At 44.1% G+C, this 19911-nt stretch carries 15 protein-coding genes; 1 reads left to right on the top strand and 14 read right to left on the bottom strand.

Features of this window, described 5'->3' with window-relative positions; translation table 11 throughout:
* Nucleotides 1–18: 18 nt before the first annotated feature.
* The 13 genes from PAENI_RS14540 to alaS form a co-directional block, all read right to left on the bottom strand.
* Nucleotides 19–579, bottom strand: coding sequence for a GNAT family N-acetyltransferase (locus tag PAENI_RS14540; RefSeq protein ID WP_149645794.1), 561 nt, complete (start codon nt 577–579; stop codon nt 19–21).
* A gap of 59 nt (nt 580–638) precedes the next feature.
* Nucleotides 639–1703, bottom strand: a complete 1065-nt coding sequence (locus tag PAENI_RS14535) for a LacI family DNA-binding transcriptional regulator (protein WP_149645793.1) — start codon at nt 1701–1703, stop codon at nt 639–641.
* A gap of 45 nt (nt 1704–1748) precedes the next feature.
* On the bottom strand, nt 1749–3050 hold the full coding sequence (locus PAENI_RS14530) for an ABC transporter substrate-binding protein (protein ID WP_076300074.1): 1302 nt from the start codon (nt 3048–3050) through the stop codon (nt 1749–1751).
* A 28-nt stretch (nt 3051–3078) separates the two neighbouring features.
* Nucleotides 3079–4959: a cache domain-containing sensor histidine kinase gene (locus PAENI_RS14525; RefSeq protein WP_149645792.1), complete on the bottom strand. Its 1881-nt coding sequence runs from the start codon at nt 4957–4959 to the stop codon at nt 3079–3081.
* Nucleotides 4960–5123: 164 nt separating this feature from the next.
* Entirely contained in the window at nt 5124–7301 is a 2178-nt protein-coding gene (locus tag PAENI_RS14520) for a methyl-accepting chemotaxis protein (RefSeq protein ID WP_149645791.1), read from the bottom strand.
* Between the two features lie 316 nt (nt 7302–7617).
* Nucleotides 7618–8955: a peptidase U32 family protein gene (locus tag PAENI_RS14515; protein ID WP_076284268.1), complete on the bottom strand. Its 1338-nt coding sequence runs from the start codon at nt 8953–8955 to the stop codon at nt 7618–7620.
* A gap of 97 nt (nt 8956–9052) precedes the next feature.
* Nucleotides 9053–9985, bottom strand: a complete 933-nt coding sequence (locus PAENI_RS14510) for a peptidase U32 family protein (protein ID WP_076300045.1) — start codon at nt 9983–9985, stop codon at nt 9053–9055.
* Nucleotides 9986–10041: 56 nt separating this feature from the next.
* Nucleotides 10042–11091, bottom strand: coding sequence for an endolytic transglycosylase MltG (mltG, locus tag PAENI_RS14505; protein WP_262495613.1), 1050 nt, complete (start codon nt 11089–11091; stop codon nt 10042–10044).
* A gap of 176 nt (nt 11092–11267) precedes the next feature.
* Nucleotides 11268–11576 carry a DUF1292 domain-containing protein gene (locus tag PAENI_RS14500; RefSeq protein ID WP_076300046.1) on the bottom strand — a complete coding sequence of 103 codons (309 nt, stop codon included), beginning with the start codon at nt 11574–11576 and terminating at the stop codon, nt 11268–11270.
* Nucleotides 11569–11877, bottom strand: coding sequence for a DUF1292 domain-containing protein (locus tag PAENI_RS14495; RefSeq protein WP_038569507.1), 309 nt, complete (start codon nt 11875–11877; stop codon nt 11569–11571). The genes PAENI_RS14500 and PAENI_RS14495 overlap by 8 nt, the downstream gene beginning before the upstream one ends.
* 13 nt (nt 11878–11890) lie before the next feature.
* Complete coding sequence (ruvX, locus tag PAENI_RS14490) at nt 11891–12307, bottom strand: Holliday junction resolvase RuvX (RefSeq protein WP_042193474.1); 417 nt, start codon at nt 12305–12307, stop codon at nt 11891–11893.
* On the bottom strand, nt 12307–12582 hold the full coding sequence (locus PAENI_RS14485) for an IreB family regulatory phosphoprotein (protein ID WP_042125473.1): 276 nt from the start codon (nt 12580–12582) through the stop codon (nt 12307–12309). The genes ruvX and PAENI_RS14485 overlap by 1 nt, the downstream gene beginning before the upstream one ends.
* A gap of 316 nt (nt 12583–12898) precedes the next feature.
* A complete protein-coding gene (gene alaS / locus PAENI_RS14480; protein WP_149645790.1) occupies nt 12899–15532 on the bottom strand; it encodes an alanine--tRNA ligase in 2634 nt (877 codons plus the stop codon).
* Nucleotides 15533–16099: 567 nt separating this feature from the next.
* Between alaS and PAENI_RS14475 the strand changes: the two genes are divergently transcribed.
* The gene (locus PAENI_RS14475; protein WP_149645789.1) at nt 16100–16963 is read left to right on the top strand and encodes a CPBP family intramembrane glutamic endopeptidase; all 864 of its coding nucleotides are present in this window, start codon (nt 16100–16102) and stop codon (nt 16961–16963) included.
* A 210-nt stretch (nt 16964–17173) separates the two neighbouring features.
* On the opposite strand, the gene PAENI_RS14470 is transcribed toward PAENI_RS14475, so the two are convergent.
* Nucleotides 17174–18559 carry an MATE family efflux transporter gene (locus PAENI_RS14470; protein ID WP_149645788.1) on the bottom strand — a complete coding sequence of 462 codons (1386 nt, stop codon included), beginning with the start codon at nt 18557–18559 and terminating at the stop codon, nt 17174–17176.
* Nucleotides 18560–19911 lie beyond the last annotated feature (1352 nt).

Below are 19911 nucleotides of genomic sequence, written 5' to 3'. Positions count from 1 at the left end.
ACCATTGGTTCACTTTTTTTAATTGTACAAAGCCCGATATTCATCCTCCAGCATAGACATCAGAATCATGTTATGAAACTCTCCGTCTACATAAAGAGCATCCCGCTCCACACCATCGTGCTTGAAACCAAGCTTCTCATAGACATGAATGGCTCTTGGATTAAAAGGATATACACCCAGATGGATACGATGCAGCTTCAAGGCTTCAAAGCCATATCGCAGCATTTGATTCATAGCCTCAGTACCGTAACCCTTCCCTCTATGTTCATGGCTACGAATCCCAATTCGAATATTTGCGCTACGGTTGTCCGGATCTATTTCGTTCAGAACCACTTCTCCAATAAGCTCATCCGTTTCCTTGACGATAATCATAAGATCCACACGATCCTCAGCTGGAACACTAATCTTTCGAATCCAAGCCGAAGTTTGCTCGCGAGAGATTTCCCCTTGCGACCCTGTTAGACGACCCATCTCATCATCAAGTAAAAATTTGTAATAGGCCTCCAGATCGGACTCTCCTACACCACGCAGATGAATAATTTCGCCTTCGATCTTTGGTATTCCAACTGCTTCTGACATAACTGAATTCCCCCTAACCAAAATTCCATGGCTTTCAATTATTTTTAATCGGCTAATTTCTAGTCTCTCGGCATATCCACAGAATCACGATGCACAATGTCTGCTGCAATCAGGATCTTCTCCAGTGGTGCAGAGGGATGCCCAATCCGACTTAGCAGTTTCTCCACTGCCGCCCGGCCCATCGCTTCTTTAGGGACATGTACAGTAGTAAGCGGCGGAACACCTCTTGAGGCATCCTCAATATTATCAAAGCCCGTGACCGAGATATCCCCTGGAATATTAAGACCTTCTGCCTTCAGGATATCACTGACCGTAAGTGCTGTTTTGTCATTGGCGCAGACCAAAGCGGTTGGGAGTGTCTTAGCTTTTTTCCGCTTCATGACCCAATTTTTAAAATCCTCTTGGAATACATCTTCCTCCACCCCTTCTAAAAAGAGATTCGCATCATCTTCCAAAGGCAGTCTTATCCCACTCTCCTCCAGCGCACTCCGGAAGCCAATCCACCGATCTCGAAAACTGCGTGAAAATCCAATATTCCCGATAAAATGCATTTGTGTATGGCCTGTCCCCATCAAATGATTAGTAAGTCGAGCCATGGAATCCACATTGTTCGCGAATACAGTATCACTTGGAATTAATGGATCTTCATGGTCAATCAACACCATCGGCAGACCGATGCGATGTACCTCAAGTAGTAAAGAAGTGGAGATTTCGCCCACACCTACCAAACCAAGAATCCCGCTTGGGTTCAAGATATTCACGAAATTATCCGCACGATTCTCAGAGATGATCACCATTCCAAGTCCTTCTTGATCCAGCGCAAGGGCAATACCGTCCACAATTTTCCCCCAATACAAGGAATCCTGAGTTTGCGAGCGGATATTCGGCATTAATACAAGCACAGATTGCTTATTCCGATCACTCCCCCCTACCGGAGGAGTCCGTTTGACACCTTGGACAAAAGCATTTTTTTGCGTAAAATAGCCTAACTGCGAAGCCGCTTGAATCACTCGTTCTCTAGTCGTCTCATTAACGCCAGCTTTACCAGAAAGTGACTTGGAGACAACAAATTTGGATACACCGAGATGATCAGCTATTTTTTGCATGGTGACCTTTTTAGCCATATTAAACCCTCCAGAGATTGTAATATAATTAATGTTAAACCAAAGTTAAGGCTGAGAAGTTACCTGTGTTGCTACCCGCGCTTCCGTCCATTTTGCATTTAATTCGTCAAAAGACTTTTGTAAATCAGGCGCAGCAAGTAACTCTTGAATATAATCTCCGGACCAAAAGGACAGCTTAGCTCCATTTGCCAGATCGATGAACGCATCACTTTGTACCGTGCCATAAACCAGCTTAGGTTCATAAGATAAAAATTCACGGTACTGCGGCATAAAAGGGTTCAGACTACCATCAGCAGGAAGGAATCCCCAATCATCTGAATACGAAGTCTCTTTTACAAAAAAATTCAACCAAGCCATTGCAAGCTCTTTATTCTTACTGTATTTGCTAACACCCACGAACCAGTCTGGATTGATCGGCGCATAGTGAGTACTGCTATTATCATAAGGAAATGGGAAGAATCCGATATCATCTGGTGAAGCCCCCACATCAAGCACTTGACCAACCGCCCAATTTCCAAGTAAATACATGCCAGCTTGACCTTTAGCGAGTCTAGTCTTAGAGATCTCCCAATTGTTCGAGAAGAGTTCATTCTCTACATAACCTTTAGCAATTAAGGTTCGAGCAATGGAAATGGATTTCCCCCACTCATTATCAAGCTGCCATGGACTATCCTCATTTACCATATTATTTAGATACTCAGGGTTGCCTGTCATATAATTGACCAGACTATTTCCCCATTCACGCAGTGGCCAGACGGCTCCATAATTCATATACAGCGGGATAATTCCAGCCTCTTTTAATTTAGCGCAAGCTTCGTAGAATTGATCCAGTGTCTGTGGAACCGCGGTAATTCCTGCTTTTTCGAAGGACCTTTTATTATAGACAATCCCTACCGTGGTAGTTCCCGTAGATAGCCCATATCGCTTACCATCATAAGTAGCAAAAGAAGTGAAGCGCTCACTAGCAGAAGTTTCTTCATCCAACGGTTCGAAAAAATAATCCAGTTCCTTTGATGGAAGATTCACAGGAAGCAAAAGTACATCTCCGGCGTCCTTGGTGGACAGTCTTACCAGAATGTCCGTTGCGTAATTGGATAAACCTTCAAATTCAACATTCGCTTCGGGGTACTTTTGCTTAAATTGGTCTGCGTACCCTTGAAAGGTTCCGTTCTCAATCAGATCTATTCGATTGGTCATCATGACTATGGTGCCGGATAAGTCAGACTTCACCTCGTTTCCAACTGGAGGCACTGTAGATTCCGTCTGCTTGGTGTTGTTCTCACAGCCACTAATCGATAACAAAATGAGAAGCAGCAGTATGGTACGCGTAGTCCAGTGTAATCTCATCCCTATCAACGGACAGCCTCCTCTTATTTCAGTCAGATAATCTAATCATTTCCGGTTCCAGCAACGGTAGCGACAAAATAACATCCGTCCCTTGTCCAAGCTCACTATATACCTCAATTCCAAAAGCCGCTCCATAATGAAGGCGCACTCGCTGCTGTATATTTTTCATACCAATGCCCCCATTGATACTTTTCTTAGGAGGACTTTCTTTCTGCAGCCCATCGTTCAATCTCTCCAAAGTGATCTTATCCATTCCACAGCCATCGTCCTTAATATGAAAGAACAGCATTTGCTCAGTCATCTCACAACGGATACTTAAATGCATTTGTGATTTATTATCATCCAAGCCATGATAAGCAGCATTCTCTATGATCGGCTGGAAGACCAGCTTGATAATAGAGTAATTATCTAGCTCCTTCGGTACGTCGATCTCGAGTACGAAACGATTAGGGTAGCGACAGTTCAGCAGCTCAACATAATTGCGTACATATCCAAGCTCTTGCTTCATTGTCGTTTTGCCGCTCAAATCACTTGTACTATACCGTAGCAGTTTACCTAAAATTGAGATCATGTCCGCAGCTTCAATATCATCATTGAGCTCAGCGGTCATTCGGATCGACTCCAGCGTATTATAGATAAAATGAGGATTAATCTGACTCTGCAGAGCGTGAAGCTCCGCTTCCTTCTTCTGTTCTTCAATTCGGTAGATGTCCTGAATCAACTGCCTGATCCGAGCCAGCATTCGATTAAACTGATGCCCGAGCAGACCAATCTCGTCACGCCGTCTAACCCTAAACATCACATCTAGATCGCCGCCCTGAACCTTTTTCATCAGTTGAATCATCTGCGATAATGACTTAGTGAGTGCAAAGGAAAGGATAATGGAGATAATTAACGCAAGTACAATGATACTTAATGTAGCAGCGAGCGTTGTATTACGGGTTACCTTCACATCCCGCATTAGCACATCTACAGGAATCGAAATAATAGCCTTCCAATTGGTCTTGCTAGAGCTTGAGTAAATATTTAGAAATTCTTTTCCGTTGACTGTATCATAGAAACTTCCGGATTTCCCATCGACTCTTTTGAATAGCTCTGAATCAGATACATCCGTGGCAAGAAGTTTTTTGTCACTGTCGTAGACGACCATCCCCATCTCATCAACGATCAGAGATTTGCCATGCGTTACTTTATCCAGCTCCGTAACCCGATTCTCCAAATTGCTAATATTCGCTTCAACCGCGATCAGCCCAATCGGATTTAACAAACCATCCACGATTTTGCGAACAACGGTAAAAGCATATCGAGTGCTCTGCAAATTACTCGTAAATGATTGGGTACCAAACAAAAGGGCCTCTCCGCTGGAATCCTTCGTCTGCTGACTCCAGTACTTATAGCTTTGATCGAGGTCGAGCCGTACTCCACCATCCTTGGCAGAATAATAACCATTCCCATGCGCGTCAAAAATATAAACCGTGTTCGCGCCTCGCTTAATATTGTTAATAAATGAAATGTTGCCTTCTATGCCCCGCTGAATGGACAACAGTAAATCAAAATCTCCAGGTAACAATGTAGCACTGCCTGATTCGCCACTCATGATCTCTTTCTGCTCATGGTAGTGGTTTGAACGAATTAAATTTTGTTTAATATCGTTCACATAGGCTGGCATAGATGAAATACGCTTCATATCTTCGATATAATCATCTACTCCATCCATCATTTGATCGATTAACTTCTCAGAATAAGCAATGGTGTTGCCCTGAATAGATTCTGAATAACTCTTATAAGTAAACACACTAATGAAGGTAAGCGGAAGGGTAATAATTATTAAAAAGACGAGGAGCAGCTTGCGTTCCATACTCATGTCCCCGATAACGGACCACCAGCCAAAGATGCGTTTACCTTTCATACGGTCCTTCTCCTTAACCCTTTTTTACCTAACTTGTTATTATTATTTACCTAACAAAATTATTATACGGGGAAGTCCTTCTTTACACAATAACAAAACCGCTTCCTCATAACGAAGAAGCGGTTTTGTTATGTAAATCATAAAAAAATTAGTTAGGGACCCACTTATTTTATCGTGAATAATGACAGTTTGTCCTTTAACTGTCCTGAAGCACTTTCCAGCTTACCTGACAATGAAACGAGTTGATCACTTACACTTTGCTGTTCATTACTGAGTGAAGCCACTTCTTCTGAAGTCGCTGATGATTGCTCAGCTACAGCACTTACGTTACCCATGGCTTCCGACAACACAACCTGTGAATGATTCAAGCTACTGATCGCTGTTGTCACCGATTCCAGACTAGTAATGAACTCATCCATCTGTCCTTTTACGGATACAAAGATATCGCTCGTGCTCTTCACTGAGCTTATTTGCTCTTTAAAGAGAGGTGCCACTTCAGCTAATACAGCTTCTGTTTCGTTCATTTCCGTTATGATCTTGTCGGTGATTCCGGCTACAAGAGCAATAGACTGCTTCGATTGGTCGGCAAGCTGTCTTACCTCACCTGCTACCACCATAAAGCCCTTGCCAGCTTCGCCTGCACGTGCGGCTTCTATCGTCGCATTCAATGATAAAATATTCGTCTGCTGTGTGATACTCTTCATCACATCCAGCACCTTAATCACTGAGAATACTGTTTCTTTCAAATTGTTAACACGTTCTACAAGCGCACCTGTCTTTTCTCCAGTACGGCTAGTTTGATCCAGTAAATCCGTTAATTGCTTGGCACCTTGAGCACTAGCTTCTCCAACCCCGCGTGCTGCCTCATCCATCTCACTATTGGCACTAATCACGGTCTGCATTTGCGTAGCTATCACATCTGTAAGCTCATTACCACGTTCAGCTTCAAGTGCCAGACTGCCTGCTCCTCCAGCAATTTCTTCCGTAGCGGCAGCTATTTCCTTCGCGGAAATAGCTGTCTTACGCGAAGCTTCTCCAAGCTCACCAGCGGTCTCTAGCACATCTCGTGCAGTTTCTCTAGTTTGCGATACAAGCTCAGTAATACGCTCCATCATCAAGTTAAAGGAGGCTGATAGTTGTCCAATCTCATCCTTAGACACATATTCTGTACGTACACTTAAATCTCCGCTTGCACCTTGAACCATAAGATCCTTCAATCGTGCCAGAGGGCGAGCAATCATACGAACCATCCAAATCCCAATAAATATCGCAAGCAATGCCGCACCGGCAGCCGTAATGAACGTCGTCAACAGAATCGGACGGGCTTCCTTCACTAGTTCTTCTGTAGGAACTACACCTGCGAGCTTCCAATCTGCCCGCATCATCGGATTAAAGACCGCCAGAATTTCTTTTCCGTTTGGATCTTTAGCTTCTAGGCTATTATTATTTTTCTTACTCTCTTTGATAAAAGAAAACTCCGATGACTTTCCATCGTCTAGCGGATTAGAAGAAGCCACTACTGTACCTTGCGGAGACACAAGTTGAATACGGGAGCCGTCTCCCAGCTTCACACTTGCGAAAGATTCTTCCAGCAGTGTATTCTTCAACACAAGCATAATCATGTATCCTTTATCTGCTCCCAGACTTTTAAGAGATCTTACCAAAGCAATATCTTTTTCTTCCGCTCCTTGAAGAGAGGTTGAAAACCAAATATTTTTAGAGTCGTTATTGTTAGCGTCTGAATAATAAGAATTATATTCTTTAGAATCGGCCACAATTTTCTTGAACCATTCTTGTTCTCGTAATCCATCAAAATAAATGCCACCACTGCCAGATGTAACAATTTCCTGTTCAAGTGACTCGGGAATCAATGCGACACTGAGAATATTAGAATCTGTTGTAGTCTGATTGGACAATTTCTTACTTATTGAGCTTGTTGCTTCAAATTTCTCGTAAGCAGTTTGTGCAGTAGCCATTGATCTAAGATCCGTTTGCAACTGCACATCAAAAAAGAGCTGCAATACCGTATTCTCATATTGCTTCAAGGTAATATCCAGCTTCTCAGCAGTCTGAACAATAGTCTGGCGGTAGGCTTCGGATACGTTATTCTTTATCGTTGTTTTTGCCTTCGAATAAGATATAAGTCCAAGTGACATAACTACGATTACAGTGGAACATAAGAATATTAGAAATAACTTCACACCGACGGATTGGATAGGATTAACTCTCTTGATTTGGCTTCCCCAACCCAACATCATTTTCTTAGCATCTAACTTTGAAGTCTTTCCTGTACCTACTTCATTGCTCTGTACATTTACGGATTTTTTATTGTTCTTCTTCATCTCTCTAACCTTCTCTCTTTATGCTTTTCACTAATACTATCTTAATCAGGATCCCCATCATGATCATCTACCCGCTAATATTAGAGGACATATGAAAGCGCTAACCATATTATATATCGGTTTATTAGGCCTTTTTTCTTAGCTTTACTATACTTTTTTTATAACTTTTAACCTATGTATTCTGAAACAAAAAAACTCCCTTCGTTCTACCCTCCTTTTGGATTTATTTGTTAGTTACTAATATATATATCTTATTGTTAGCTTTGTCAAAAGAAAAACAGGGATGCTCTTATAGAAAGAACATCCCTGTATCTTATTAAGATTTTCTCTTACGCATCATATCAAAGTATGCTACCGGCTGATCTACCTTCATGCGGACACGTTGCAGAGGATGACGAGCTGCGTCAAGCGGGTTGCCTGCTTCATCCCACAATTCCGCTACAGTCTGCTTAAAGAATGTATCATTGGGTCCGAAGAATTCAACTTCCTGCCCTGGCTTGAAGTGATTGCGTTGCTGAATGAGCGCCATTCCACTCTCAGCATCGTATTCTAGTACAAGTCCGGCAAAATCATAAGGAGCGGCTTTTTCTTCAGGCTCATAGATATGATCTTCATGATCCGGAGTATCATAGAAGAACCCTGTGTTAAGCGGACGATTCGCCGCTTTATTCAGCTCATCCAGCCACTCTTGCTTCAACTCGTACCCTTCCGGATCAGCCATGTAAGCATCAATAGCTTTACGATAAGCGTTAACTACAGTAGCTACATAGTGAATCGACTTCATTCGTCCCTCGATCTTGAAGCTGTCAATGCCTACTTCAATGAGTTCAGGGATACTTTCCAGCATGCACAAATCCTTAGATCCCATGGAGAATGGATTATCTCCTTGCTGATGCAGTGGAATCTGAGTTACACCCGGAAGCAAAGGTGCCGGAGATTGTACTTCTGCTTCAGCTTGATCTTCTTCTGACACCCAAGTGCCTTCAGGACGCGCATCCTCGAACAAATCATATTTCCAACGGCATGACTGACAGCAGCCTCCACGATTGGAGTCACGGTCTGTAAAGTGATTGGATAATACACATCGACCGGAGTATGAAGAGCACATCGCACCATGGATAAAGCTCTCGATTTCAATGTCAACATGCTTCTTAATCTCAGCGATCTCTTCCAGGCTCGTCTCACGTCCGAGTACTACACGTGGCAAACCCTCTTCTTTCCAGAAGGATACCGCTTGCCAGTTCAGTGTAGACTGCTGAGTACTCAAATGTACCTCTAATCCAGGAACTAAGCGGCGTGCTGTATCAACAATGACCGGATCAGCAACGATAATAGCAGCAATGCCAACTTCATATAAGTTACGCAGATATTCTTCAATCCCTGCGACATCTTCATTGTGAGCATAAATGTTCGTTGCAACAAATACCTTAGCGCCGTATTTCTTGGCGAATTCAACACCTTCACGCATTTCCTCAAAGCTGAAATTGTCTGCTCCTGAACGCAAACCGTATTTCTGCCCTCCGATATAAACAGCATCCGCACCATAGTGTACTGCGAATTTTAATTTCTCCAAATTACCGGCCGGAGCTAGGAGCTCCGGTTTGTCCAGACGGTAACGTTTGCCCTTGTATTGCGGCTTTGTCATGGTTCCCATTCCTGTTCTCCCCTCCATCGCCCCACAAAGTGATGTCTATGCATGATTACTGCACCTAGTCTTTGCGGGGAACTAAAAAACTCTCATTAAATTAAACTTAATATACTTGCTCTTTATAGAAAAATCCGAAGCTTAGCTCCCGTTCTGGATCCTGCAGCGTTCTGATAGCTTCCATCCAATCCTCTTGGAAAGAATATCCTTCTGGATCAGCTACATAGAGATCAATAGCTTTGCGATAAGTCTTAACAACCGCCACATTATACGCTGTTGATTTCAACAATCCTTCAATCTTAAAACTCTGTACGCCTGCAGCCATAAGGATATGAAGATCCTCCAAAATACAAATATCTTCCGAACTCATAATATGTGTACCGTTCTCGTCTTCATAGATTGGGAACTTTTGGTCATCTCGTTCTGCCTCGATCAAAAATAGACCACGTTCCTTACCAAGACTGCCGCCCTCGCTTGGACGTCCTTGATGTGACATATAGCTTTCTACAAGCTTACGCTTGGAATGGTATATATTGGTCATGCCGTGAACCTGAACCTGTGCCTCTACCTCTAAAAGCGGAACCATTTCCGTCATTTCATCCATATTCAGCTCACGGGCAAGAACGACGCGAGAAGCACCTTTACGCCCCCAATAATTCGCGGTTGCGTAATTGGTAGAGGTCATTTCCGCATTCCAATGCAGATTCATGCCCGGTGCTTCCTTCTTCACTGTGGTTAACACAGCAGGATCACCGAACTCAACACCGTCAACACCAAGTTCACCTATAGCCTTCACATAGGCAGGGAGCTCTTCGAGAAGAAGGTTGGACATGAGTCCACCTAGTCCAGCATATACTTTGCAGCCACGCGCATGTGCCATTTCTACAACAGCAGCTGTATCCTCCAGAGAAAAATGTCCGGCAAGACGCATGCCAAAACGGTCATCCCCGATGAGCAATGCATCTGCTCCGGCATCCAGCAAAGCAGCAGCTTCCTCTAAGGATGCTGCTGTCGCCAGCAATTCCGGTTTGTTAATCATGTTGTACCTCCTACTTGTACAGTTATTTCAACCGCACCACTCTTCATTTTAATATTTTATTTCGATTCTTGCTTACTTTTTTCGATATTGGCTAAATGTTCCTTGTAGGTCTTAGCAAACAAATGGCCCTGTGTACCATCTTTCTTAGTCACATAGAAGTAGTATTCAGATGCCTCAGGTTCAAGTGCCGCCTGAATGGAGGCCAGCCCCGGATTACTAATAGGTCCCGGAGGAAGCCCAATATTTCTATACGTATTATAAGGACTGTCAACTTCCAAATCTTTATATAACAGTCTTTCCTTCTGTTTGTCGAGCAAATATTGAACCGTAGCATCAATCTCCAGCTTCTGCTCTTTCTTTAAGCGGTTATAAATCACGCCAGCAACTAGTGGTCGTTCACTATCTACCACAACCTCACGCTCGACTAACGAGGCCACTGTCAACAGCTCATGAAGTGTCATTCCACGTGCTTCTAGCTTTTGCTTCCAATTCGGAATCGTGTCCAGTTTCTTCTGGAACTGATCCAATAATGCCTCTACAACTTCCTGTGGCGTACTATCCTTGGCTAGTTCATACGTTTCAGGGAACAAATACCCTTCAAGCCGATGACGAAGGTTCTTATTCTGCGGGATACCTAGAACATCAATTCCCTTCAAGCCCGCACCGGTATCCATTATTTCGAGAAAAATAGCAGCATCCTGATTCCAAGCCTCAGCATGCTTCTTGGCAATCTGCTCAGCAGTATATCCTTCCGGAATCGTAAAAGTTACGGTCTCTTCCTTTACAACATCACCCGCATTTAACCTCTCGATGAGCTCGTCATAGGTGTCTCCTGGACTTGCAACATAAGTACCAGCTTTGAAGCTGGAACCTTCTTTGGTCCATTTCAAATATCCCTTAAAAAAAAGACTGTTCCGAATAATGCCATTTTGTTCGAGCAGATCAGCAATTTCAGCGCTGCCCATGCCCTTCTCTATCGTAAATGTTACGGCAGGTCCTGCAGGTTCTACCGGCTGCATCCCGTTCCAAATGTACCAAGCGCCTCCGCCTCCTGCTGCTACCAGCAAAAGAATAACAATAAGCACAGTACGGATTGCGGATTTCAAGTCAGGTTCCTCACTTTCCGACTATAAAGTATAAAAGTGTACTACTTAAAATTCAATACATATTTCATGATCATGATTGTTGTTTTAATTATATTGATCGTATTCCAAGCAAAAAGAGCGCGGAATTCTCCGCCCTCTTCCGTACTCATCATAAATGTAACGTACATGTTTAAAGTTTATTCTGCATCGTCCACTGGAAAAGTCATCTCATCATATAGCTCAGAGATGTCTTCCCACTCTTCATCGTCCACGATGTTCTCTAGCTCCGGAAGTCCGTTAGGAGAGACAACGATACGCAGAATTTCATATTCCACGTCTTTACCGGTGCCTTTCAGCACCGCATAGCCAATACCACCGACTTCAAACTCGGCGATAATATCGTAAATGGAAGACTTGCCCTGCTCATCTTCCAGTTCTACTGTTTCTCCATAGGCTTCCTTAAGCCGCGAAGTCCATACCGCTTGATCAGCGGATACATCAGTCATTCTCAGATCCTCCGTCCAACTCGTCAACCAGTGTGTTGAAAGTCTCTTCGACAATCGCCCACTCCTCGTCATTATCGATCATGAACAATTGAAGATCGTCGCCTTCTTCCACATAACGGAACGCATAAACCTCATCGGTTTCCTCGTCCTCGGAATCAAGCGGAACTACCATCATGTACTTAGCGTCCGAGCCATCAACCTCAAACTTCATAATGACCTCGAATTCCTCTTCATTACCTTCCTCATCAGGAATATAGATAATTTCCGGTTCTTCCTCTTGGCCAATCTGTTCGTTTGTCATATCCTCGCACCCCTCACCTTTTACTGTTAGCATCCAAAAAATTTTGCAAAATCAGGGCTGCAGCCATTTTGTCCACAATCCCTTTGCGTTTCTTCCGGCTGACGTCCCCTTCAATCAGCACCCGCTCTGCGGATACCGTCGTCAGACGCTCATCCCAAAGGTGTACGGGCATTGCAAATTGCTCCCGTAGCTTGTCAGCGAACTCTATGCAGATTTCGCCCCGGGGTCCTACTGAGCCGTTCATATTCTTCGGTAGACCAACTACAATCTCTCCAATTTCGTGCTCCGTAACAAGTTCACGAATACGTTCGAACTCATTACCAGTACCGCGGCGCTCAATCGTTTCAAGAGCTTGTGCCGTCCATCCAAAAACATCGCTTGTGGCTACACCGATTCTACGGTCGCCGTAATCCAATCCTAACTTCTTCATCATCTGGGATTATCCACCTTGTGATTGACGAGGTAGAATCTAACCAGCTCTTCAATCAGCTCATCACGTTCTTTTCTCCGGACCAAACTTCTCGCATTGTTATGACGCGGAATGTAAGCTGGGTCTCCGGAAAGTAGATACCCTACGATCTGATTGATCGGATGATACTCTTTCTCCACCAGTGCATCGTATACAGCGAGCAATATTTCCTGGGGAGAAGCTTCCTTTTCGTCGCCCTTCACATTGAATTTGACCGTTTTGTCCATGGAGTCCATTTGTGACACCTTCCTTCTGCAAAATCACCCTAAAAGGGCGGCTTCGCAAAGTTGCTACTGTGCAGCTCACTTGCTTCCTTTATCATAACATATTCATAGCCCAACGAGGAAATCCTGCGCGTGGAATAACGCTTTTTTTGGCATTTCCTCTACAAAAATAATGATATTTTTGGCTTTTAAGCTATTGTCAAGCACAACTATTCATGAAAATCTAACCACCTGTTAATAAAGAGTAGCGGTACTGATGTCAAACTCTCAGTACCGCTATGTTTTTTCGTAATACGTTTAAATTAAGAAATAGTTTCGTAATTTTTATTTATGCTAGGGAAGCCACAAATTCTTCTGCTTTAGCCAGTGCCTCGCCAAGCTTGGAGGCATCTTTACCACCAGCTTGTGCCATATCTGGACGTCCGCCACCGCCGCCACCGCATACTGCTGCGACTTCTTTAACGATCTTACCAGCGTGGAAGCCCTTTTTCACCAAATCCTGTGGTACAGCTACAACAAAGTTCACCTTATCGTCCATGGCAGCACCCAGAACAAGTACAGCATCCGGGAGCTTGGATTTCAATTCATCTGCAGTAGAACGCAGAGCGTCCATATTTCCTGCTTGAACAGCAACAGCAAGAAGCTGTGTACCTGCACCAACCGTCTTCACACTGCTTGTTAGTTCAGCGGCAAATGTTGCGCTAAGCTTAGATTGCAAGGATTCATTCTCACGCGAAAGCTCACGCACTTGGTTATGCAATGCTTCAATCCGTTTTGGAACGTCGTTCAGAGAAGACTTCAGTAGACCCGCAGATTGCTTGAGCAGATCCAGTTGGCTCTCAGTGAACTGATAAGCGTAACGTCCAGTCACTGCTTCGATACGGCGCACTCCGGAACCAATACCACTTTCGCTAAGCAGCTTGAAAATTCCAATTTGAGACGTGTTGGATACATGGCATCCACCACAAAGCTCAAGGCTGTAATCGCCGACTTGAACGACACGGACAATATTGCCATATTTTTCACCAAATAATGCCATGGCGCCCATAGCCTTAGCTTCATCAATTGGCTTATTCTCAATGACCACATCAAGGCCACGCCAAATTTGTGCATTCACACGATGCTCGATGTCGCTTAGTTCTTCCGGTGTAATCGCTCCGAAGTGGGAGAAGTCAAACCGTAAACGTGCACCTTCTACTAAAGATCCTGCTTGGTTGACATGACCGCCAAGAACCTCTTTGAGCGCTTTATGCAGTAGATGAGTAGCTGTATGGTTCTTCACGATATCTTCACGCTGTGCACGATCCACTTCAGCGCGAACCGATTCGCCTACTTTCAATTCTCCAGCTTCCACAGTTACCAAATGTACATGTTGACCATGTGGAGCCTTGAACAATCCTTTAACCTTAGCTGTAACTGAACCGCCAGTAAGCAGACCTGTGTCACTCACTTGTCCACCACTTTCAGCATAGAACGGTGTTGCCTCAAGAATTACTTGGCACTGGGCGCCTTCGCCAGCGGTATCGACCAATTCATCACCCACAACAATAGCCATGATTTTCGACTCTGTTACCGAGTCATTATATCCAACAAATTCACTTTTAACCGTCAGATCCGCTAATGCGCCACCTTGGATCTTCATGCTGCCACCGTCATGACGTGCAGCTCTTGCACGATCACGCTGTTCTTGCATAGCGGCATCGAAGCCTTCACGGTCTACAGTTAATCCTTGCTCTGCTGCGAAATCTTCAGTCAGGTCAAATGGGAATCCGTAAGTGTCATATAGCTTAAATGCATCAGCTCCAGCAATCGTGCTGTGCCCATCTACTTTTGCTTTAGCGCTGATCTCACCCAAGATAGCCAATCCATCAGACAATGTCTCATGGAAACGTTCTTCTTCTGTACGGATAATCTTGGCGATATATTCCCGATTCTCGACAACGGATGGATAATACACACCCATAATCTCACCAACGGTTTCCGTCAACTCATGCAGGAACGGACGATCCAGACCCAGGGTCTTTCCGTAACGAACAGCACGGCGTAGCAAACGTCGGATAATATAACCACGACCTTCATTAGAAGGAAGCACTCCATCCCCTACGGCAAAAGTAACGGTACGCACATGGTCAGCGATAACTTTAAGCGCGATATCCTGCTCAACATTATCTTTATAAGTTACACCAGCAAGCTCAGCGGTTTTTTGAATAATCGGTTGGAACAAATCGGTATCGAAGTTGGAATCTACATCTTGAAGAATGGATGCAAAACGCTCCAGTCCAGCACCGGTATCAATGTTCTTGTTCGGAAGCGGCGTATAGCTGCCATCCTTGTTATGGTTGAATTGTGAGAACACAAGGTTCCATACTTCGAGCCAACGTTCGTTTTCTCCACCTGGATACATTTCTGGATCGCTCATGTCGCTGCCATAAGCTTCGCCGCGGTCATAAAAGATTTCCGAACAAGGACCACAAGGGCCTTCGCCGATATCCCAGAAGTTCTCATCACCCAGCTTAATGATGCGTTCTGCTGGCAAGCCCACTTTTTCATTCCACAGCTTGAATGCCTCTTCATCCTCAGCATACACAGTTACGGAGATACGTTCTGGATCGAAGCCGATCCACTCCTTGCCAGTCAAGAATTCCCAAGCCCATGTGATAGCTTCTTCTTTGAAATAATCGCCGATAGAGAAGTTACCTAACATTTCGAAGAATGTATGGTGACGGCGTGTCTTCCCTACATTCTCGATATCATTGGTACGAATACATTTCTGCGAGTTCGTCAGGCGCGGATTCTCAGGAATCTCACGGCCATCGAAGTATGCTTTCAGCGGTGCCATACCTGCGTTGATCCACAACAGCGAAGGATCGTTATGCGGTACGAGAGATGCACTAGGTTCAATCTTGTGACCTTTACTTTCAAAAAACTTAAGCCATTTGGAACGAATTTCACTTGCTTTCATTGTTTACAGCTCCCGTCTCATCTTTTTAATTCGGCTCATGCGCCAGATTGTACAAATTTTCTAAAAAATAAAAACAAAAAAACGCCCCTGAATAATTCAGGGACGATTAATATCGCGGTACCACCCTGGTTATCGCCTTGACCCAATTTACGGGAAAGTTAAAGGGCGATCGCCTTGTCGCGGCTGATAACGGGTGCCCCCGGTGAGTTTGTGATCTCACACTCCGAAATTAGCTTTCCACCGGCCTGTCTTCAAGGTTCTCACAGCCATTACGAAATGCTTTCGTAAAGGAACCTGTTCTCTGATCAAGCCATCCTCCGGCGTACTTCATTTTCATCAACGTTTTATCCGATTTACATTTTAACATTTCAAGTATAGCCAGTGCCCCTTCATCTGTCAATCTGAGACGGAGTTAAGGATAACGTGAGAATATATGATTTTTGTAATGGTGAAGCCGGGCACTTAAAGAATATAGTAAATCTCAGATATCATTTGGAAAATTATGTATTATAAATAACGCTCTAGAATACGCAATGCTCGGGTAAAACCAAAGGAGGATTACAAATCATGCTGCGCAATAAAGTAACTGAGGAGCTATCGATTGTTAAAGTTAAGCCTACATCAATACGCTTTATCGTCAGTCTCATTTTTATTCATATTCTCTTCACTCTAACGGTTAACCTTGTCCTTTTTGCAAATGGAACTTTAAGCGTTATTGCCAAAAGCACAAACGGATGGATCAACGAAACGTTAGCTGCAAATCTGTTCGGTCTTGTGTTAGAAGTGGTTATTTTCTTATGTATAATAGCTAAATTATCACCTAAGGATTTGGGGTTAACAAAAAATAAGTTATTAGCAGGACTTATCGGCACTTTTCTATTTTGGCTCGCAATTAACATTGTTGATTTAGGTATGATATCACTGACTCACTCAAGTTTAACATTCAATAATGATATCTTTACGAATTCGAACGTCGTCTTTGGTGAATTCCTGGGTCAGATTTTCGGAAATGCTTTACTGGAAGAAGTCTTGTTTCGGGGCTTTCTGCTAGTTCAAATCTATCTCTTATTAAAAAAAGTCAGTAACAATACTTCACGCATTGGTTATGCAATGCTTATCTCACAATCGATCTTTGCCGCTATACATATCCCAAATCGGATCTATTCAGGATTAGTCGGAATGGATTTTGTTTATGATTTTATCGTACTAGTAATTCTAGGGGTCATATTCTCATTACTCTATGTCTTAACCAAGAATCTATTTTTCGTGATTGGCGTCCATTCCTTAATGAATGTTCAGATTATGTTTTGGAATAGTAGTTTTACTCATACAGCAACGTTAATCTGTGTGTTGTTACTGACTTGTCTTTTAATTTGTTTCAAAAGGAAGGAATTCCGAGCGCAGAAATCAGAGGGGGCAGTGCCAAGCTGAATAGATGGAATCGGAGAATTTTCTAGAATCGCGACTGACCCAATTGTAAACATAATCAGCTAAAGCAAGCATTCGATAACCAAAACGGAGGGCAGCAATTCTCAAGTAAATATGAGAAACGCTGCCCTGTGCTGTATATTTACGTTTTTAATATAAAAGAGCAACGTTTCCGTCAGCTGGCTTAGGTAGTACGTATCCTTAACAACAATTCTAAATCAGCTTGTGTGCAAACCACTTTTCGCCCCTGAAGCGCCACAGAAAAATGCCCCCGCGAACGGCCCACTCGCAGTTCATCGCCAGCCAGACACCCATGACGCCGTAGCCCAGTACGATCCCAAGGATGTATCCAAAAATTACCCGAAATAGCCACATCGTCAGCATTGAGGTAATTGAGGTGAAGCGGGAATCTCCCGCTGCCCGCAGTGCGGACGGCAAAATAAAGCTGGCGGCCCACAGCGGAACTTGGGCAATGGAATTCACCAGCAGCACCACAAACAGATCATCAATGATCTCGGAAGGTGGGGAAAAGATCGATACCAGCGGGTGGAATAGCGGCATCAGAATCAAGGCGATCAACGCCAAAGACCCTGACCCGATCCAGAGAAAGGACTTGATGAACTTTCTGGCTTCAGAGACATTCCCTCGCCCGATACATTGGCCGACCACCGTTACAATAGTTAGTGACAGCGCGCTGGCTGGAATTTGAAACACCAGAGCCAGCGAGCCGGCAATGGCATTGGTCGCAATGGCATAAGTGCCTAGGCTGACAATAAACACCTGAGTAAGCAGTTTACCTCCGTTGAAGAACATCTGCTCCGCCGCGAACGGCACGCCGATGAACATGATTCTCCGCAGCATGGTCAGAGGGATTCGGAATAGGTCACGAAAACGCACCCGCAGGGCCGTATCCACCTTGAACAGATACACCAGGGCACAAACCATACCTGCATACCGCGCGATATTAATCGCAAGCGTCATCCCCAGCACACCCATGTGCAACAGGTTAATGAAGACCACGTTCAGAATAACATACAGCAGGTTCATGATGAGCGACAGCATCAAAGAAGCCCGTGTCTTGCCCACACCTCGCAGAGCTCCGCATACCGCCTGAACCACCGCGATGCCCAGATATGAAATACTGCTGCCGATCAGGTAGATGCGGGCATTGTCCAGCACTTCGGGTGAGGCGGTTCCGAACAAAAGGTTCAATATAGGAGTATGGAAGCCCATCAGGAGCAGACCGATTCCCAAAGCGATCAGCGACACCGAAGCGACCGAAGCCGCCGTAGCCTGGGACACCATCCGGTCGTTTCCGCTCCCTTTATACTGCGCGACTACCACTGTCCCCCCGGTTGCAACCGCCACGAACACATTGATCAGAAAAATATTCAGCGAATCCACCATATTCACTGCACTGACCGCCGCCATCCCGGACGAGCTGATCATTGCGGTATTTACCAGATTAAGTCCAATAATGAAGGCCTGATCAATCAGAATTGGAATAAATAAAGCTATAATTTGCCGATAATCCATCCCCTCCCCAGAAAGATATTTCTCCAGCAATCTTTTCTTCTGAAGACTAGCCCGAAGCTGCATAACATATCACATTCTTTTCTGTAAAATGGAAAAAACTCTTCATCCGAAGAGCTTTTCAACAAATTATACCCATTATACCGTGGGCACTTTACATTCAGTTTACTATAGATACACTTTTAAGTCTTTAATCAGGAGTCAAAAAACAGCAACTGCCCTTCACATATTTGGAGAACATAAACTTCATCAGAATTATGCAGCTTCAGACCATAGAATCAATCGTTCATCAAAAGTATTGGCAAAAGTCTTTAAGCGGATTGCGTTATGCTTGATGATTATGATCGATCTTTGCATCTACGCAAGAAAAACGCCTGACGGCTTCCTTGGAGGTAGAGTAGAGTTACAAGCTGAGTACATCCGTAATTCCATAATCGTATCTATATACACCTTCGTAGTGAGGTTCCGAGAGACGGACCATATTGCACTTATTCCCTAATAATAAACCTATTCCCGGGTGACTTGGGGCGGATAACGGCGCTGGCTCGCTTACGTTACCATCAGCACATTGTATTTGGTTTTTCGCATACATTCGGCTCGCTTACGTTACCATCGGCACATTGTATTTGGTTTTTCGCATACATTCGGCTCGTTTACGTTACCATCGGCACATTGTATTCGATTTTTCGCATACATTTGGCTCGTTTACGTTACTGGCGGCACATTGTATTCGGTTTTCCGCATACATTTGGCTCGCTTACGTTACCGTCGGCACATTGTATTCGGTTTTCCGCATACATTTAGCTCGCTTACGTTACCGTCGGCACATTGTATTTGGTTTTTCACATACATTTGGCTCATTTACGTTACTGGCGGCACATTGTATTCGGTTTTTCGCATACATTTGGCTCGCTTACGTTACCGTCGGCACATTGTATTCGGTTTTTCGCATACATTTGGCTCGTTTACGTTACCATCAGCACATTGTATTTGGTTTTTCGCATACATTCGGCTCGTTTACGTTACTGGCGGCACATTGTATTCGGTTTTCCGCATACATTTGGCTCGCATACGTTACCGTCGGCACATTGTATTCGGTTTTTCACATACATTTGGCTCATTTACGTTACTGGCGACACATTGTATTCGGTTTTTCGCATACATTTGACTCGCTTACATTAGCGTCGGTACATTGTATTCGGTTTTCCGCATACATTCGGCTCGTTTACGTTACTGGCGGCACATTGTATTCGGTTTTCCGCATACATTTGACTCGCTTACGTTACCGTCGGCACATTGTGTTTGGTTTTTCGCATACATTTGGCTCGTTTACGTTACCATCAGCACATTGTGTTCAGTTTTTCGCATACATTTGTCCGTAAGCTCGACTAAAACATGCATTTCGAAGGATATAAGGT

Origin of the sequence: Paenibacillus sp. B2(2019) (genome assembly GCF_008370385.1) — a bacterium.
In the GTDB taxonomy this organism is placed as follows: Bacteria; Bacillota; Bacilli; order Paenibacillales; family Paenibacillaceae; genus Paenibacillus_AQ.
Note: the sequence above shows the minus strand (reverse complement) of the source record. Positions and strands in the feature narration are given on the sequence as shown.

What these genes read in the sequence shown, in the direction of transcription:
- PAENI_RS14530 (WP_076300074.1), bottom strand. Translation starts at nt 3,050, where the DNA reads ATGAGATTACACTGGACTACGCGTACCATACTGCTGCTTCTCATTTTG.
- PAENI_RS14470 (WP_149645788.1), bottom strand. Translation starts at nt 18,559, where the DNA reads ATGCAGCTTCGGGCTAGTCTTCAGAAGAAAAGATTGCTGGAGAAATAT.
- PAENI_RS14540 (WP_149645794.1), bottom strand. Translation starts at nt 579, where the DNA reads ATGTCAGAAGCAGTTGGAATACCAAAGATCGAAGGCGAAATTATTCAT.
- PAENI_RS14500 (WP_076300046.1), bottom strand. Translation starts at nt 11,576, where the DNA reads ATGACTGATGTATCCGCTGATCAAGCGGTATGGACTTCGCGGCTTAAG.
- PAENI_RS14520 (WP_149645791.1), bottom strand. Translation starts at nt 7,301, where the DNA reads ATGAAGAAGAACAATAAAAAATCCGTAAATGTACAGAGCAATGAAGTA.
- PAENI_RS14535 (WP_149645793.1), bottom strand. Translation starts at nt 1,703, where the DNA reads ATGGCTAAAAAGGTCACCATGCAAAAAATAGCTGATCATCTCGGTGTA.
- PAENI_RS14475 (WP_149645789.1), top strand. Translation starts at nt 16,100, where the DNA reads ATGCTGCGCAATAAAGTAACTGAGGAGCTATCGATTGTTAAAGTTAAG.
- PAENI_RS14495 (WP_038569507.1), bottom strand. Translation starts at nt 11,877, where the DNA reads ATGACAAACGAACAGATTGGCCAAGAGGAAGAACCGGAAATTATCTAT.
- alaS (WP_149645790.1), bottom strand. Translation starts at nt 15,532, where the DNA reads ATGAAAGCAAGTGAAATTCGTTCCAAATGGCTTAAGTTTTTTGAAAGT.
- PAENI_RS14525 (WP_149645792.1), bottom strand. Translation starts at nt 4,959, where the DNA reads ATGAAAGGTAAACGCATCTTTGGCTGGTGGTCCGTTATCGGGGACATG.
- PAENI_RS14515 (WP_076284268.1), bottom strand. Translation starts at nt 8,955, where the DNA reads ATGGGAACCATGACAAAGCCGCAATACAAGGGCAAACGTTACCGTCTG.
- ruvX (WP_042193474.1), bottom strand. Translation starts at nt 12,307, where the DNA reads ATGAAGAAGTTAGGATTGGATTACGGCGACCGTAGAATCGGTGTAGCC.
- PAENI_RS14485 (WP_042125473.1), bottom strand. Translation starts at nt 12,582, where the DNA reads ATGGACTCCATGGACAAAACGGTCAAATTCAATGTGAAGGGCGACGAA.
- PAENI_RS14510 (WP_076300045.1), bottom strand. Translation starts at nt 9,985, where the DNA reads ATGATTAACAAACCGGAATTGCTGGCGACAGCAGCATCCTTAGAGGAA.